10 protein-coding genes are annotated in these 13743 nt (G+C 70.3%); 5 read left to right on the top strand and 5 right to left on the bottom strand.

What is annotated here, in order from left to right:
- Nucleotides 1-4: 4 nt before the first annotated feature.
- Together ACYVIO_RS21880 and ACYVIO_RS21875 are read left to right on the top strand one after the other, a co-directional pair.
- Nucleotides 5-1279, top strand: a complete 1275-nt coding sequence (locus ACYVIO_RS21880) for an aminotransferase-like domain-containing protein (RefSeq protein WP_460652709.1) — start codon at nucleotides 5-7, stop codon at nucleotides 1277-1279.
- Between the two features lie 17 nt (nucleotides 1280-1296).
- Nucleotides 1297-2502, top strand: a complete 1206-nt coding sequence (locus ACYVIO_RS21875; RefSeq protein WP_460652708.1) for a M20 family metallopeptidase — start codon at nucleotides 1297-1299, stop codon at nucleotides 2500-2502.
- Here ACYVIO_RS21875 and ACYVIO_RS21870 read toward each other — a convergent pair.
- Together ACYVIO_RS21870 and ACYVIO_RS21865 are read right to left on the bottom strand one after the other, a co-directional pair.
- Nucleotides 2482-2979: a VOC family protein gene (locus ACYVIO_RS21870; RefSeq protein WP_460652707.1), complete on the bottom strand. Its 498-nt coding sequence runs from the start codon at nucleotides 2977-2979 to the stop codon at nucleotides 2482-2484. The two genes, ACYVIO_RS21875 and ACYVIO_RS21870, sit on opposite strands and share 21 nt — an antisense overlap.
- A 70-nt stretch (nucleotides 2980-3049) precedes the next feature.
- The gene (locus ACYVIO_RS21865; protein WP_460652706.1) at nucleotides 3050-6187 is read right to left on the bottom strand and encodes an FAD-binding and (Fe-S)-binding domain-containing protein; all 3138 of its coding nucleotides are present in this window, start codon (nucleotides 6185-6187) and stop codon (nucleotides 3050-3052) included.
- A gap of 592 nt (nucleotides 6188-6779) precedes the next feature.
- Here ACYVIO_RS21865 and ACYVIO_RS21860 point away from each other — a divergent pair.
- A complete protein-coding gene (locus ACYVIO_RS21860) occupies nucleotides 6780-7499 on the top strand; it encodes a maleate cis-trans isomerase family protein (protein ID WP_460652705.1) in 720 nt (239 codons plus the stop codon).
- Nucleotides 7496-8140: a GntR family transcriptional regulator gene (locus ACYVIO_RS21855; RefSeq protein ID WP_460652704.1), complete on the top strand. Its 645-nt coding sequence runs from the start codon at nucleotides 7496-7498 to the stop codon at nucleotides 8138-8140. Before ACYVIO_RS21860 ends, ACYVIO_RS21855 begins: the two co-directional genes overlap by 4 nt.
- Nucleotides 8141-8410: 270 nt before the next feature.
- Here ACYVIO_RS21855 and ACYVIO_RS21850 read toward each other — a convergent pair whose 3' ends face one another.
- Both ACYVIO_RS21850 and ACYVIO_RS21845 read right to left on the bottom strand, forming a co-directional pair.
- Complete coding sequence (locus ACYVIO_RS21850; RefSeq protein WP_460652703.1) at nucleotides 8411-9382, bottom strand: TRM11 family SAM-dependent methyltransferase; 972 nt, start codon at nucleotides 9380-9382, stop codon at nucleotides 8411-8413.
- A 52-nt stretch (nucleotides 9383-9434) separates the two neighbouring features.
- The gene (locus ACYVIO_RS21845) at nucleotides 9435-10901 is read right to left on the bottom strand and encodes an NAD-dependent succinate-semialdehyde dehydrogenase (protein ID WP_460652702.1); all 1467 of its coding nucleotides are present in this window, start codon (nucleotides 10899-10901) and stop codon (nucleotides 9435-9437) included.
- Nucleotides 10902-10982: 81 nt separating this feature from the next.
- On the opposite strand from ACYVIO_RS21845, the gene ACYVIO_RS21840 reads away from it, so the two are divergent.
- Entirely contained in the window at nucleotides 10983-12239 is a 1257-nt protein-coding gene (locus ACYVIO_RS21840; RefSeq protein WP_460652701.1) for an aspartate aminotransferase family protein, read from the top strand.
- A 45-nt stretch (nucleotides 12240-12284) separates the two neighbouring features.
- On the opposite strand, the gene ACYVIO_RS21835 is transcribed toward ACYVIO_RS21840, so the two are convergent.
- Nucleotides 12285-13658 (bottom strand): MFS transporter, encoded by a 1374-nt coding sequence (locus tag ACYVIO_RS21835; RefSeq protein ID WP_460652700.1) that lies wholly within the window; start codon nucleotides 13656-13658, stop codon nucleotides 12285-12287.
- Between the last annotated feature and the right edge of the window lie 85 nt (nucleotides 13659-13743).

Here is a 13743-nt window from a genome sequence, read left to right as displayed (position 1 = left end):
CACCTTGCCGACCACCCCAGCAGCCCGCCGCTCCACGAGCGCCGCCCTGGAGAGCGCGCTCAGCTCTCCGCGAGTGGTGCTGCCGCCAGGTCTGCCGTACGCCGGCCGCGCGGCCGGACTGGTCGGGTCGGTGATCGACTCCAGCACGTCGTTGCTCCACAAGCAGCAGCACGACATCGTCCGACTGGCGATGGGCAGCCCGGCAGCCGAGGCCGTACCGACGGCGATCCTGGCCGGGATCGCGGAGACCCAACTGGCCCGGCCGGACGCCTACGACTACGCCGCCACCGAAGGCGATCCGCCGCTGCACGCGGCGCTGCTCGACGTACTGCGGGGAACGAGCGACGAGACGACCGCGGACCGGTTGACGATCACCGCCGGCGGCATGCAGGGCCTCGACCTGTTCTGCAAGCTGTTCGTGGATCCCGGCGATCTGGTGGTCGTCGAGTCGCCGACGTACACGAACGGCAGTGCGACCGCGCTCTCGTACGGCGCTGAGCTGCTCGAGGTCCCGGTCGACGACGACGGGATGGACGTCGACGCGCTGGAGGCACTGGTCGCCGCTGTGGGCCGGCTCCCGAAGGCGATCTACACGATCCCGACGTTCCAGAACCCGTCCGGCGCGACACTCTCGCTCCCTCGCCGGCTCCGGCTGCTCGAACTCGCCCGCCAGTGGGGCTCGATGGTGATCGACGACGACCCGTACGGGCTGCTGCGGTTCGACGGCAGTCCATTGCCGACAATCCGCGAGTTGGCGGCCGGCGATCCGCTGGTGTTCGCCGTCCGGACCTTCTCGAAGATCGTCGCGCCGGGCCTGCGCGTCGGCTGGGTGGACACCGCGCCGGAGCTGCAGCCGTTGCTGATCAGCGCGAAGCAAGCGATGGACACCTGCACGAACCTGCCGGCCCAGAGATTGTTGACAGGGTTCCTCACCGGCGGGCACCTGACCGATCACCTGGTCACCCAGCGCGCGGAGTACAAGCGACGCAAGGAAGCGATGCACGCGGCGCTGACCGAGCACTTCGGCGGGATCGCGCGCTGGACCGATCCCGACGGCGGGTTCTTCCTCTGGGTGACGCTGGAGAACGGCGTCGACGCGGCCGACCTGTTCGAGGTCGCGCTCGCCGAGGGCGTCGCGTACATTCCGGGGAACGCGTTCTCGCCGGGCGGCCGGTTCCGCGACGCACTCCGGCTGTGCTTCGCGTCGACGCCGCCGGAGCGCATTCACGAAGGAGTCGCGCGGCTGCGGCGAGCCGTCGACCTGCAGGCCAAGACGTGAGCGAGGAGCCAGGCCCGATGACCTCCCCCGGCACGGAGTCCGCGATCTCGGCCGCCGAGCAGGTGGTGCTCGACCGGATCGACGAGAAGTGGCTGGTCGAGCTCACGCAATCGTTGCTGCGGGCAACTGGTCAGAACCCGCCGGGCGACGAGGCCGCGACGGTCGCCGTACTGAGTGCTGCGGCCGCCGAGCTCGGGCTGCAGGTCGCCGAAACCGTCGTCGAGCCCGGCCGGAACAACCTGAGCATCACCCTGCCCGGCGGTGACGAGCCCGGTCTCCTCCTGCTCGGCCACACCGACGTCGTACCGATCGGTGACGGCTGGACCACCGATCCCTTCGGCGGCGAACTGATCGACGGCCGGATCTACGGCCGCGGCGCGTCCGACATGAAGGGCGGTCTCGCCGCGTCCCTCGCCGCCCTGGCCGCCCTCCGGGGCACCGGGCTGAGCGGACCCGTCGAGCTGGCCGCGCTGGTCGACGAAGAGGAGACCGGGAAGGGGATTCGCGCGTACGTCGGTTCGGACCGAACCTCTCGGTTCCGCGGCTGCATCACCACCGAGCCGACCGACCTGCAGACGATCATCGGGGCCCGCGGTGACTCCTACCTCCGGGTCGAGATCCACGGCCGCGCCTGCCACGCAGGCAACCCCGCCGACGGCGCGAACGCGATCTACGGTGCGGCCGCCGTGGTCGCCGAGATCGAACGCCTGCACGCGGAACTGGCTCTGAAGCCCCACCCGCTGCTCGGCCCGGCGACCTGGAGCGTCGGTCAGATCCAGGGCGGCACCGGCGGCTCGATCGTCCCCGCCGAGTGCGTACTGGTCGCCGACCGCCGTCTCCTCCCCGGCGAGTCCCCTGACGCCGTACTCGATGATCTGCGCGCACGCGTCGCCGCCCTCCACCTGGAGGACCGGGGGCTCACCGTCGACCTCGCGATGCCGATGGAGATGCCCGCCTTCGAGACCTCCGCCGACGACGAACTGGTCCGCGCGACCGATACGGCCCTGGCCGCCGCCGGAGGCCCCGGCCTCCCGCTCGGCGGGTGGACCGCCGCCTGCGACGGCGGCTACATCGCCCGCGACCTCGCCGTTCCAGTCATTGTCCTAGGCCCCGGTTCTGTCACGACCCAGGCCCATCGCGCCGACGAGTCCGTCGCCGTCGAGGAACTCGTGACCGCCGCCCGCGCCTACACCCTCGCGGCCCTACGGTTGCTCGGTCGGTGAGCCCGGGAAGAAGTTCGCGCTCTGCACGTACTCCATCGCCCGCACGAACTCGGGATCGTTCATGCGTGCCATCATCTGGTCCTCGGTGAGGTCGGCGACGCGGGTCTGGATCCAGTAGAGGTTGCCGAACGGGTCGCGGACACGGCCGACGCGGTCGCCCCAGAAGAGCTCGGTCACCTCCGTCACCGAGGTGCCGCCGGCGGCGACCGCCTGCCGGTGGGTGGCGTCGGCGTCGTCGACGTACAGGCGCAGGAACGCCGGGGTGGTCGGCCACTCGGGACGGGCGTCGAACATCATCACGATCGCGTTCCCGATCCGCATCTCCGCGTGCCCTACGACGCCGTGCTCGTCGACCATCGTGCCGAGGTCCTCGGCGTCGAACGCCTTGGTCAGGTAGTCCATCAGCGCGAGCGTGTTCCGGGAGATCATCCACGGGGTGATGCTGGTGTAGCCGGGCGGGATCGGTGCGACGGTCATTGTCGGTGCCTTCCGGTTGCGGTTGCTGGCACCGGTAACGCTAGGGACAGTAGCGGCCAGTTCTTGACCGCTACTCCGCCGGTTTCAGGGCTGCGGCCAGGAGCTGGGCGAGATGCAGGGGGCGGCGATCGGTGCCGTGGGCGATCTGAGTACGGCAACTGAAGCCGTCGGCGAGGACCTGCGTCGACGGATCAGCAGCCCGTACGGCGGGAAGGAGAACGCGCTCTCCGACGGCCTGGGACAGCTCATAGTGGTCGGGCTCGAAGCCGAAGTTGCCGGCCAGGCCGCAGCAACCGGCGTCGGGGACGACCGCATCGATGCCTGCGGCCCGCATCACCGCGCGGTCGGCGTCGAACCCGAGGACGGCGTGCTGGTGGCAGTGCGGCTGGACCAGCGCCTCTCCCCCGACCTGCGGCGGCTGCCAGCCTGATTGCTGGAGGAACTCGGCGAACGTGTACGTCGAGTTGGCGGCGGCCGCGGCGAGGTGGTTGTCCTCGAGCAGGTCCGGAGCGTCCTGGCGCAGGGCCGCGGTGCAGCTCGGTTCGAGGCCGACAATCGGCGTACCGGCGGCCAGGAACGGAGCCAGGACCGCCAGAGAGCGCTCTATGACGTTCTTGGCCGTGCCCAGCTGGCCGGTGGAGATCCAAGTCAGGCCGCAGCAGACCGACTTGCCGGGAATGACGACCTGGTAGCCGGCGGCTTCGAGCACCTCGACGGCGGCGCGGCCGATTTCGGGCGCGAGGTGGTCGGTCAGGGTGTCGGGCCAGAGCACGACCTTGCCGCGGGTGCCCTGGCGGACCTCCCGCGCGCGGAACCACGCGGTGAAGGTCTGCTCGGCGAACGCCGGGATCGTGCGTTCCGGAGCGATCCCGCCGAGGCGCTTGGCCAGCGGCAATCTGGCCAGATTGTTGACAATGCGAGGCGCCCGGGAGGCGAGGCGCGACCAGAGCGGGAGCCAGCCCATCGACCAGTGCGACAGCGGCCGCGCCCACGGCCGCCGGGCGTAGTGGTGGTGGGTGAACTCGGCCTTGTACGTCGCCATGTCGACGTTCACCGGGCAGTCGGACTGGCATCCCTTGCAGGACAGGCACAGGTCCAGCGCATCGCGGACCTCGGTCGACCGCCAGCCGTCGGTGACCAGGTCACCTTCGAGCATCTCCCAGAGCAGGTGCGCCCGCCCTCGCGTCGAGTGCAGCTCCTCGCGGGTCACTTGATAGCTCGGGCACATCACGCCGCCCGAGCTCTGCCGGCACTTGCCGATCCCGACGCAGCGCCGCTGGGCCTGGGCGAAGTCGTGGTTGTCGTTGCCGTAGGCGAAGACCGTCAGGAGCTTGCGGTCCTTGGCCGGTCCCTCGTGGCGGATCGCCGCGTCGACCGGCGGCGGGTCGACGATCACGCCCGGGTTCATCACGCCGGTCGGATCCCAGATCTGCTTCAGCTCCCCGAGCAGCCGGACGCCGTCGGCGCCGTACATCCGCTCCAGCAGTTCGGACCTGGCCCGCCCGTCGCCGTGCTCGCCGGAGACCGACCCACCCAGCGACACGACGAGATCGGTCGCCTGCTCGACGAACGCCCGGTACGTCGCCAGCCCGCTCCGGCTGAACAGGTCGAAGTCGATCCGCATGTGCATGCAGCCTTCGCCGAAGTGCCCGTACGACGCACCCGACAGACCGTGCCGGGCGAGCAGTTCGTCCAGCCCTCGCAAGTACGCACCGAGTCGCTCGGGTGGAACGGCCGCGTCCTCCCAGCCACCCCACGCTTCGGCACCGTCGGCGCGCCGCGTCGCGAGCCCGGCGGCGTCGGTACGGCAACGCCACAACACGCTCTGCGCCCGCGGATCGGTGACGAGCGTGGCCGTCGCGGGCGAGCCGGAGTCGCGCAGCTCTTCGAGCATCTTCTCCGCGGCCCGGGCCGCGGAGGTCTCGTCCGGGCCGCCCATCTCGACCAACAGCCAGGCCCTGCCGGCCGGCAGTCCGGCTTGGATTGCGGCGTCGCGGACTTCGCCTGGGAGGCGCTCGACCAGGTCGCTGTTGATCGACTCCATCGTCAATGGGCCGTGCCGCAGGACGACCGGCACGCAGTCGGCGGAGGAGATCGAGTCCCCGAAGCCCAGCACACACAGTACTTTCGCGGCCGGCACGGCGGTCAGCGCGACGGTCGCTTGCAGAGTCGCCGCGAAGCCACCTTCGCTTCCCGCCAGCAGGCGCGCGACGTCGTACCCGTTCTCCGGCAGCAACCGATGCAGGGCGTACCCGGAGATCTGCCGCGTGAACAGCCCAAACCGCCGCCGAATGAGCAACTCGTTGCCGTCGACAAGGGCCTGAAGCTGGCGGTGCAGCTGGCCTTCGCGCCCGGGGCGGGCGGCAAGCTGGGCACGAAAGGTGGCCACCTCGTCTGGGAGGCCGGCGCTCGCTGCATCCCCCATGCCGGGCGTCGCGCCAGCGACTCTGTGGCGTCCGCCGGAACCGGGTCCGCCGGAACCGGGTCCGCCGGGATAGGCGCCGCCGAGTCCTCCCGGGCCAACTCCACCGAGGCCGGGTCCGCCGAGACCGGGGCCAGAGCCGCCGGGGTAGGCGGCGCCCGAGCCGGGTCCTCCCGGGCCGATTCCGCCGAAGCCGGATCCGCCGGGGTGGGCGCCGCCGGAGCCGACGGCGCCTGTGCCGAGCGTGAGCTGGGTGCCGTCGGCAAGGATCGTGTCGAGGGAGCGGAGGTTGTCCGCGGTCGTACCCCAGGCGACCGAGTGGGCACCGCAGGCGTTGTTCGCGATCATGCCGCCGAGGGTGGCGCGACTGGCCGACGACGGGTCCGCACCGAACGCCAGTCCGTGCGGCCGGGCCGCAGCCAGCAAGTCGGTCAGGACGACGCCCGGCTCCACCACCGCCGTACGCCCCTCGACGTCGAGCGACAAGATCCGATTCACATGCCGCGACGCATCGATCACCACACCGCCAATCGCGTTGCCGGCCATCGACGTACCGCCCCCGCGCAGCGTTACCGGCGCGCCAGCAGCCGCGACCAGAGCAACCGCCGCAGCCAAATCAGCCTGATCCGCAGGAACCACGACAAGGTCCGGGACCGCCCGGTAGTTCGAGCCGTCGGCAGCGTAAAGCGCACGACTCCGAGCGTCGTCACCAACAGTCCCGCGCAACTCGCCCCGCAACTCCCGAACAAGCCCGCCAACGTCGTACGCCGGGCCACCGCCGCTCACACCGAACCCTCGCTCACGCTGGAGCGACCGCACTGAGGGCCGCCATTCGCACCGAAGCTCCCCCGCTGCAGGGCGTCGTTCGCGGTAGGGCACCCCCGCTGCGGACCACCGCTAACACCTGAACGCCCACGGCGCGGACCCTTGTTCGCGCCGGAGCGCCCCCGCTGAAGGCCGCCGCTCGCACCGGAGCACCCGCGCTGCGGACGGCCGTTCACACCCGAGCGTCCGTGCCGCGGATTGTTGCTCGCACCGGAGCACCTCCGCTGTGGACCGCCGCTCGCACCGGCACGCCGCGGACCCTCGTTTCCACCGAAGCTCCCCCGCTGCGGTTCCCCGCTCACGCCGGAGCACCCGCGCTGCGGGCCGTCGGTCACGCCGGAGCACCCGTGCCGCAGACCGCCGTTCACGCTGGAGCGTCCGCGCCTCGGAACCTCATCCCCACCGCAGCACCCCCGCTGCGGGCCGTCGCTCGCTCCAGCATGCCCGCGCCGCGGGCCGCCGTTCGTGCTGGAGCGCCCGCGCTGAAGGCCTTCGGAGTCGACTGGGGTTAACATTGTCGACAATCTACCTACTCCGGTGACAGGGAGCCAGCATGGTGACAGTAGGGCTGCTCTACCCGGGCCACAGTGCGGAGGACGACTACCCCGCGCTGGAGGCACGCCTCGACGGCTCGGTGCGGCTGCCGGTGGTGATCACCTCGGTCGGCGAGGACGCGCATCGGGTCGACGCGTTGCTGGATCTCGGGCGGGCCGAACGCCTGGCCGACGGAGCGAGCGAGCTCGCTTCCTCCGCACCGGACGCGGTGATGTGGGCCTGTACGTCGGGCAGTTTCGTGTTCGGGCCGGAGGGTGCGCGGAACCAGGCCTCGGGAGTGGCGCAGGCGCTCGGCGTACCGGCGTCGTCGACGTCGATCGCGTTCGTCGACGCGCTGAAGCATCTCGGGCTGACCAAAGTCGCGGTCGCCGCGTCGTACCCGGAGGAGGTGGCCAGGCACTTCGCCCGGTTCCTCACCGCGGGTGGTGCCGAGGTGGTCTCGATGGGCAGCCACGGGATCATCACCGCCGCCGAGGTCGGCACGCTCGCGCCGGATCAGGTGGTCGCGATGGTGAAGGCCGCCGACCACCCCGACGCGGAGGCCGTGCTGGTGCCGGACACCGCGATGCACACCCTGCAGATTGTCGACGAGTTGGAGGCCGCGGTCGGCAAGCCGGTTCTGACTGCCAACCAGGTGACGGTCTGGAAGGGCCTTCAGTTGCTCGGCCCGGTACCGTCACTGCCAGCATTGGGCACACTGTTCGGAGTACGCATGTGACGAACTACATCGAGCCGCTGGTTCAGGAGTCGACGCCGAGCATCATCGCCGACAAGCTCCGCAAAGCCATCGGACACGGGGAACTCAAGCCGGGCACCCAGCTCGGCGAGGCCGACCTCGCGCGCAAGCTCGGGGTCAGCCGGGGACCGCTGCGCGAGGGCATGCAGCGCCTGACGCAGGAAGGACTGCTGGTCGCGATCCGCAACCGCGGCCTGTTCGTGGTGGACATGACCCCGGACGACGTCCGCGACATGTACCTCGCCCGCGAAGCCGTCGAACGCGCGGCGGCCCGGAAGATCCTCGAGGGCGGGTACGCCGCGGCCGGTCAGACGCTGATCGACATCGTCGCCGAGATGGCCGCGGCCTGGACCCCGGCGGCGGTGGGCGAGCTGGACATCAAGTTCCACGAGACCCTCGTCCGGCTGGCCGCGAGCCCACGGCTGTCACGGATGCACCAGACCTTCATCACCGAAACCCGAATGTGCATCCACGCGCTGGAGGAGACCTACTCCGCCTCCGAGGTCCGCGTCGAGGAGCACCAGGCCCTCGCCGAAGCCCTCCGCGCCGGCAACAGCACCCTCACTGACCAACTCCTGGTCGCCCACATGGACGACGCCATCACCCGCCTCACCACCCGCTGACCTCCGAGGAGCCGGGCGGGCTTCGGCAGATAGCCGGGGGCGGCCGAGAGCAGGCATCGGTCCCGGAACGGGTGCCAGCCGAGAGCAGTGAGTCAGCCCGGTGAGGTTGTCAGCCTGCAGCGGGTGCGAGCCCGGAGCGGGCCCGGACCGGAACCGGCGTCAGCCGGGAGCATGCGTCGGCGGGGAGCGAGAGTCGGCAAAGAGCAGGTTCGCGGGTCGGCGCTAAGCGGACCCCGCGGGGAGCGGGGGAAGCAGCCGGAGCCCGCGGGCTCAGCGGCGGGTTTGGCGGCGGCGGGTGGTGGTTAGGACGAAGACCGTCGGAGTCGCGCCGGAGTACTTCAGGAGGCGTTCTCGGACGATTTTTACCTCGGGGGTGCGGGCGACCGAGTCCTTCAGGAGGCGTTTGTCTTCGGTGAGGAGGACGGCTCGGCCGTCGGGGCGGAGGACTCGGGCGATCTCTTTCAGGGCTGCCGGGTAGAGCTTGGCGTTGTCGCCGTGACTGCCGACCAGTTTGCCGAAGGGGAGGTTCGAGATCACCCGGTCGATGCTGCCCGAGGCGAGTGAGGACTTCTCGGCCTGGGCGACCGACAGTTCCGCCGTGATGCCGGCTCGGGCGACGTTCTCGCGGGCGAGCTTGATCGCCTTCTCGTCGCGATCGGACCCGACTAGCCGGCCGTGCGCGAACGGGTGGGTCGCGAGCAGGATCGTGCCGGTCCCGCAGAACGGGTCGAACACGTGGTGCTCGGTGCCGAGCTTCGCCAGCCGGACCATCACCTCCGCGACCACCGGCTTCGTCGACCACGGGAGACGTTCCAATACCGGGTAGTTCCGCGACCAGTGCAGCGGCCCGATCTCACCGAGCCAACGACCGCCGTCGGACGGATCGGCGACGAAATTGACCGCCCAGTCGGACGTGTTCTCCGACCAGCCGAGCTTGTCGACCAGGAGGTCCCACAGCGCGCGGGCGTCCGGCGTACCAGGAGCGATCCGGAACCGGACCGGCTCGTCCAGCGCGGACAGTACGCCGGTTTCGGCGGACCGCAGTACGGCGGCTTCGTCGGCCAACGGCACGGCAGCCGTCAGGTAGAGCCGCAGGTCGGCGAGCGGCCGGAGCGGGCCGTCGATCCGGCAGGTGACGGCCTCGTCGGCACGGTGGGTGATGTCGAGTCCGGTGATCAGGTCCTCGGCACCGCCGACCGTGGTGAGCACGATCTGGTCCTGGACGGGCCGATCCAACAGCAAGGTGAACTCCTGAGGTGAGCGCCGGACTCGGCAACCACCGACCGTACCAGCTCTACTTCAGCGCGATCCCGACGTACTTGGTCTCCAGGAACTCGTCGATGCCGTTGGGCCCACCCTCGCGGCCGAGGCCGGACTGCTTGATGCCGCCGAACGGCGCGGCCGGGTTGGACACGACGCCCTGGTTCAGCCCGACCATCCCGGTCTCCAGCGCCTCCGCGACCCGCAGTGCCCGGCGCAGATCGTTGGTGAAGACGTACGAGACCAGCCCGTACTCCGTGTCGTTGGCCGCCGCGACGGCCTCGTCCTCGGTCTCGAACGGCGTCAGCGGCGCCACCGGACCGAAGATCTCCTGATCGGCCATCAGCGCGTCCCGCGGTACGCCGGTGAGCACTGTCGGCGGATAGAAGTACCCGTTGCCCTCGGCAACCTCTCCGCCGGTCAGCACCGTCGCGCCCCGGTCGACCGCGTCGGCGACCAGCGACTCGACCTTGGCCAGCGCGGACGCGTCGATCAGCGGCCCGACCTGGACCCCGTCACCGGTCCCGCGTCCGAGCCTCAGCGCGCCCATCCGCTCGGCCAGCCGGCGACCGAACTCGTCGATCACCGACGCGTGCACGTAGATCCGGTTGGCCGCCGTACAGGCCTCGCCCATGTTGCGCATCTTGGCCGCGATCGCGCCGTCGACCGCCTCGTCCAGGTCGGCGTCCTCGAAGACCACGAACGGCGCGTTGCCGCCGAGCTCGAGCGACGTCCGCAGCACCTTCTCGGCGCACTGCTCCAGCAGCAGCCGGCCGACCTTCGTCGACCCGGTGAACGACAACTTACGCGCGTCGCCGGAGCGGATCAGCGGCTCCATCACACCCCCGGCGTCCATCGCGGTGACGCAGTTGACCACGCCGGCCGGTACGCCGGCCTCGGCCAGGATGTCCATCAGCGCGAGCATCGACAGCGGCGTCTGGTGGGCCGGCTTGATCACGCTGGTGCACCCGGCGGCGATCGCCGGGCCGAGCTTGCGGGTGCCCATCGCCATCGGGAAGTTCCACGGCGTGACCAGCAGGCACGGGCCGACGGGCTGCTTGGCGACCAGGAACCGCGCTCCCCCGGCGGGCGCCATCTGGTAGCCGCCGTCGATCCGGACGGCCTCGCCCGCGAAGTGCCGGAAGAACTCGGCGGCGTACGTGATCTCGCCCCGCGCCTCGGCCAGCGGCTTGCCCATCTCCAGTGTCATCAGCAACGCCAGGTCGTCGATCCGCTCGTGCAGCAACTCGAAGGCGGCGGTGAGCATGTCGGCCCGCTCGCGCGGCGAGGTCGCGGCGAACGACTTCTGTGCCGCGACGGCCGCGTCCAGCGCGGCCCGGCCGTCGGCCGGAGTCGCGTCGGCGACCGCGCACAGCTTCTCGCCGGTCGACGGATCCAGTACGTCGAAGGTCTGGCCGCCGGTGGCGTCGACCCACTGCCCTCCGACGTACAGCCGCTTCTCGACGGCGGCGACCACTTTTGCTTCCTGCTCCACGGACATTCGGGCCCCTTCACCATCAGAGTCTGCTGAGATACGCTGATTGTCGACAATCTACCAGCCTACGAGCAAGGGGGAACCCCCGTGGCCGAGCTCTCGCAGCTCCTCAAGCAGGCGACCGGTGTCCTGGCCGCCCGCGGCGAGGGCGTCCTGCTGTACGACGAGGACGACCGCCGCTACCTCGACTTCACCGCCGGCATCGGCGTGACCAGTACCGGCCACTGCCACCCGCGGGTCGTCGAAGCGGCGCAGCGCCAGGTCGGCACGCTGATCCACGCCCAGTACACGACGGTCATGCACCGTCCGCTGCTCGACCTGGTCGACCGGCTCGGCGAGGTGCTGCCGGCCGGGCTGGACCGGATGTTCTTCGCGAACTCCGGCAGCGAGGCGATCGAGGCGGCGCTCCGGCTGACCCGCCAGGCGACCGGCCGGCCGAACGTGATCGTCTTCCACGGCGGCTTCCACGGCCGGACCGTCGCGGCGGCCTCGATGACCACGTCGGGGACCAAGTTCCGCTCCGGCTTCAGCCCGCTGATGGGCGGCGTCCACGTGTCGCCGTTCCCTGACCCCGGGCACTTCGGGTGGCCGGTCGAGCAGGCGACGGACTTCGCGCTGGCCCAGCTCGACTACGTGCTGCAGACCCTGAGCACGCCGGCCGACACCGCGGCGTTCTTCGTCGAACCGGTGCTCGGCGAAGGCGGATACGTCCCGGCCAACGAGCGATTCCTGGCCGGACTGCGGGAGCGGGCCGATGCGCACGGGATCCTGCTGGTGATCGACGAGGTGCAGACCGGGTTCGGCCGGACCGGGAAGTTCTGGGGCGGCGACCACTTCGGGGCCCGCGCCGACGTCCTGGTGACGGCGAAGGGGCTCGCGTCCGGATTCCCCTTGTCTGCAATCGCCGCATCGTCGGAGTTGATGGAGAAGGCGTGGCCCGGATCGCAGGGCGGCACGTACGGCGCGAACGCGGTCGCGTGCGCGGCGGCGCTGGCGACGCTCGACGTGATCCAGGACGAGAAGCTGGTCGAGAACTCGGCCGAGCGCGGCGCACAACTGAAGCAGGCGCTGCAGGCGGTGGCCGGCAAGCACGATCGGATCACCGACGTCCGCGGGCTGGGACTGATGATCGGCAACGAGTTCCGTGACGCGGACAACAAGCCGGACCCGGTCACCGCGATCGCCGTACAGCAGGAGGCGGCGCGGCGAGGGTTGCTGCTGCTGACGTGTGGGGCCTGGGGGCAGGTCGTTCGGTTCATCCCCGCGCTGGTTGTTTCGTCCGACGAGATCGACGAGGCCGTGGGCCTTTGGTCCGACGCGGTGAACGCGGTCGTCGACAACTGACAAAGCTCTGGCCGGGATCATCCATCCCGGCCAGAGCTTTGTGGGTCAGACCTTCGCGGGCTCCAGTTCCACCGGGGGCGGAGCGCCTTCGGTGCCGGGAGTCTCGGTGCCGTTCAGCGGGCAGCGCGTGGTCTCGGGAACCTTGACCAGCGCGATCGCGCCGATCACGCAGGCCGCCATCATGTAGTACGCCGGCGTCAGGTTGTCGCCGGTCTTCTCGGTCAGCCAGTCGTTCACCGCCGGCGCCGTACCGCCGAACAGCGAGGTCGAGACGTTGTAGGCGATCGCGAACCCGGCGTACCGGACGTGCGTCGGGAACATCGCCGGGAAGGTCGCCGAGATCGTCGCCAGCTGCGGCACGTAGAGCAGGCCCAGGATGGCGAACCCGAGCACCGCGCCGAGCATGTTGGTCCCCATCAGCAGGAAGGCCGGCACCGCGGCGACGAACAGCCCGGCCAGCGACACCCACCACAACGGTTTGCGCCCGACCCGGTCGGAGAAGTGGCCCGCGAACGGCAGGAAGCACATCATCGCCAGCTGGCCGATGATCGGCACGATCAGCGACTGGTCGGCGTTGAGATGGATCTCCTTCTCCAGGTACGTCGGCATGTAGGTGAGCAGGGTGTAGTTGACGACGTTCAGCGCGACGACCATGCCGCCGAGCTGCAGGATCGGCTTCCAGTAGCCGGCCAGCAGGTCCTTGAACTGGGTGGAGGTGCTCTCCTCCTTCTCCCCGGACTCCTCCAACTCCTTGAACACCGGGGTGTCCTCGAGCCGGGAGCGCAGGTACATCCCCACCAGGCCGAGCGGCGCGGCGACGAAGAACGGCAGCCGCCAGCCCCACGAGCCCATCGCGTCGTCGCTGAGCACCAGCGAGAAGCCGAGCATCAGCAGCGCACCGAGCGAGAACCCGGCCAGCGTGCCGAACTCCAGGAAGCTGCCGAGGAACCCGCGCTTGCGGCTCGGCGCGTACTCGGCCATGAAGGTCGCGGCGCCGCCGTACTCACCGCCGGTCGAGAAGCCCTGGATCATCCGCAGCAGCACCAGCAGGATCGGCGCCCACAGGCCGATCGAGTCGTACGACGGAACGAGGCCGACGCACAGGGTCGCGCCGGACATCAGCAGGATCGTGATCGCGAGGACGTGCTTGCGACCGAGGCGGTCGCCGAGCGGGCCCCAGATCAGACCGCCCAGCGGGCGGACCAAGAACGAGACCGCGAACGTCATCAGCGCGAGCAGCGTCGCGCTCTCGGTGTCGCCGGGGAAGATCGCGGCGGAGATATAGGTCACGCCGTACGCGTAGATGCCGTAGTCGAACCATTCGGTCGCGTTACCGATCGCGGACGCCGCGATCGCCCGCTTCAGCACGCCGGGCGGCGGATCGGTCTCGACGGTCGGCTGAGGGTGTTCGGAACCCACGGGAGGGCCTCCTTGGTTCGTCAATCGGCAACAGCGTCAAGCTCGGTGCCCATTTGGGCGCTGATGTAACCGTTTTCGCTTGTTC

The organism is Kribbella endophytica (genome assembly GCF_054781295.1).
This window is presented reverse-complemented; position numbering and strand designations above follow the sequence as displayed.

Coding starts and splice junctions, on each gene's coding strand:
- ACYVIO_RS21875 (WP_460652708.1), top strand. CDS start 1,297: ATGACCTCCCCCGGCACGGAGTCCGCGATCTCGGCCGCCGAGCAGGTG.
- ACYVIO_RS21870 (WP_460652707.1), bottom strand. CDS start 2,979: ATGACCGTCGCACCGATCCCGCCCGGCTACACCAGCATCACCCCGTGG.
- ACYVIO_RS21860 (WP_460652705.1), top strand. CDS start 6,780: ATGGTGACAGTAGGGCTGCTCTACCCGGGCCACAGTGCGGAGGACGAC.
- ACYVIO_RS21845 (WP_460652702.1), bottom strand. CDS start 10,901: ATGTCCGTGGAGCAGGAAGCAAAAGTGGTCGCCGCCGTCGAGAAGCGG.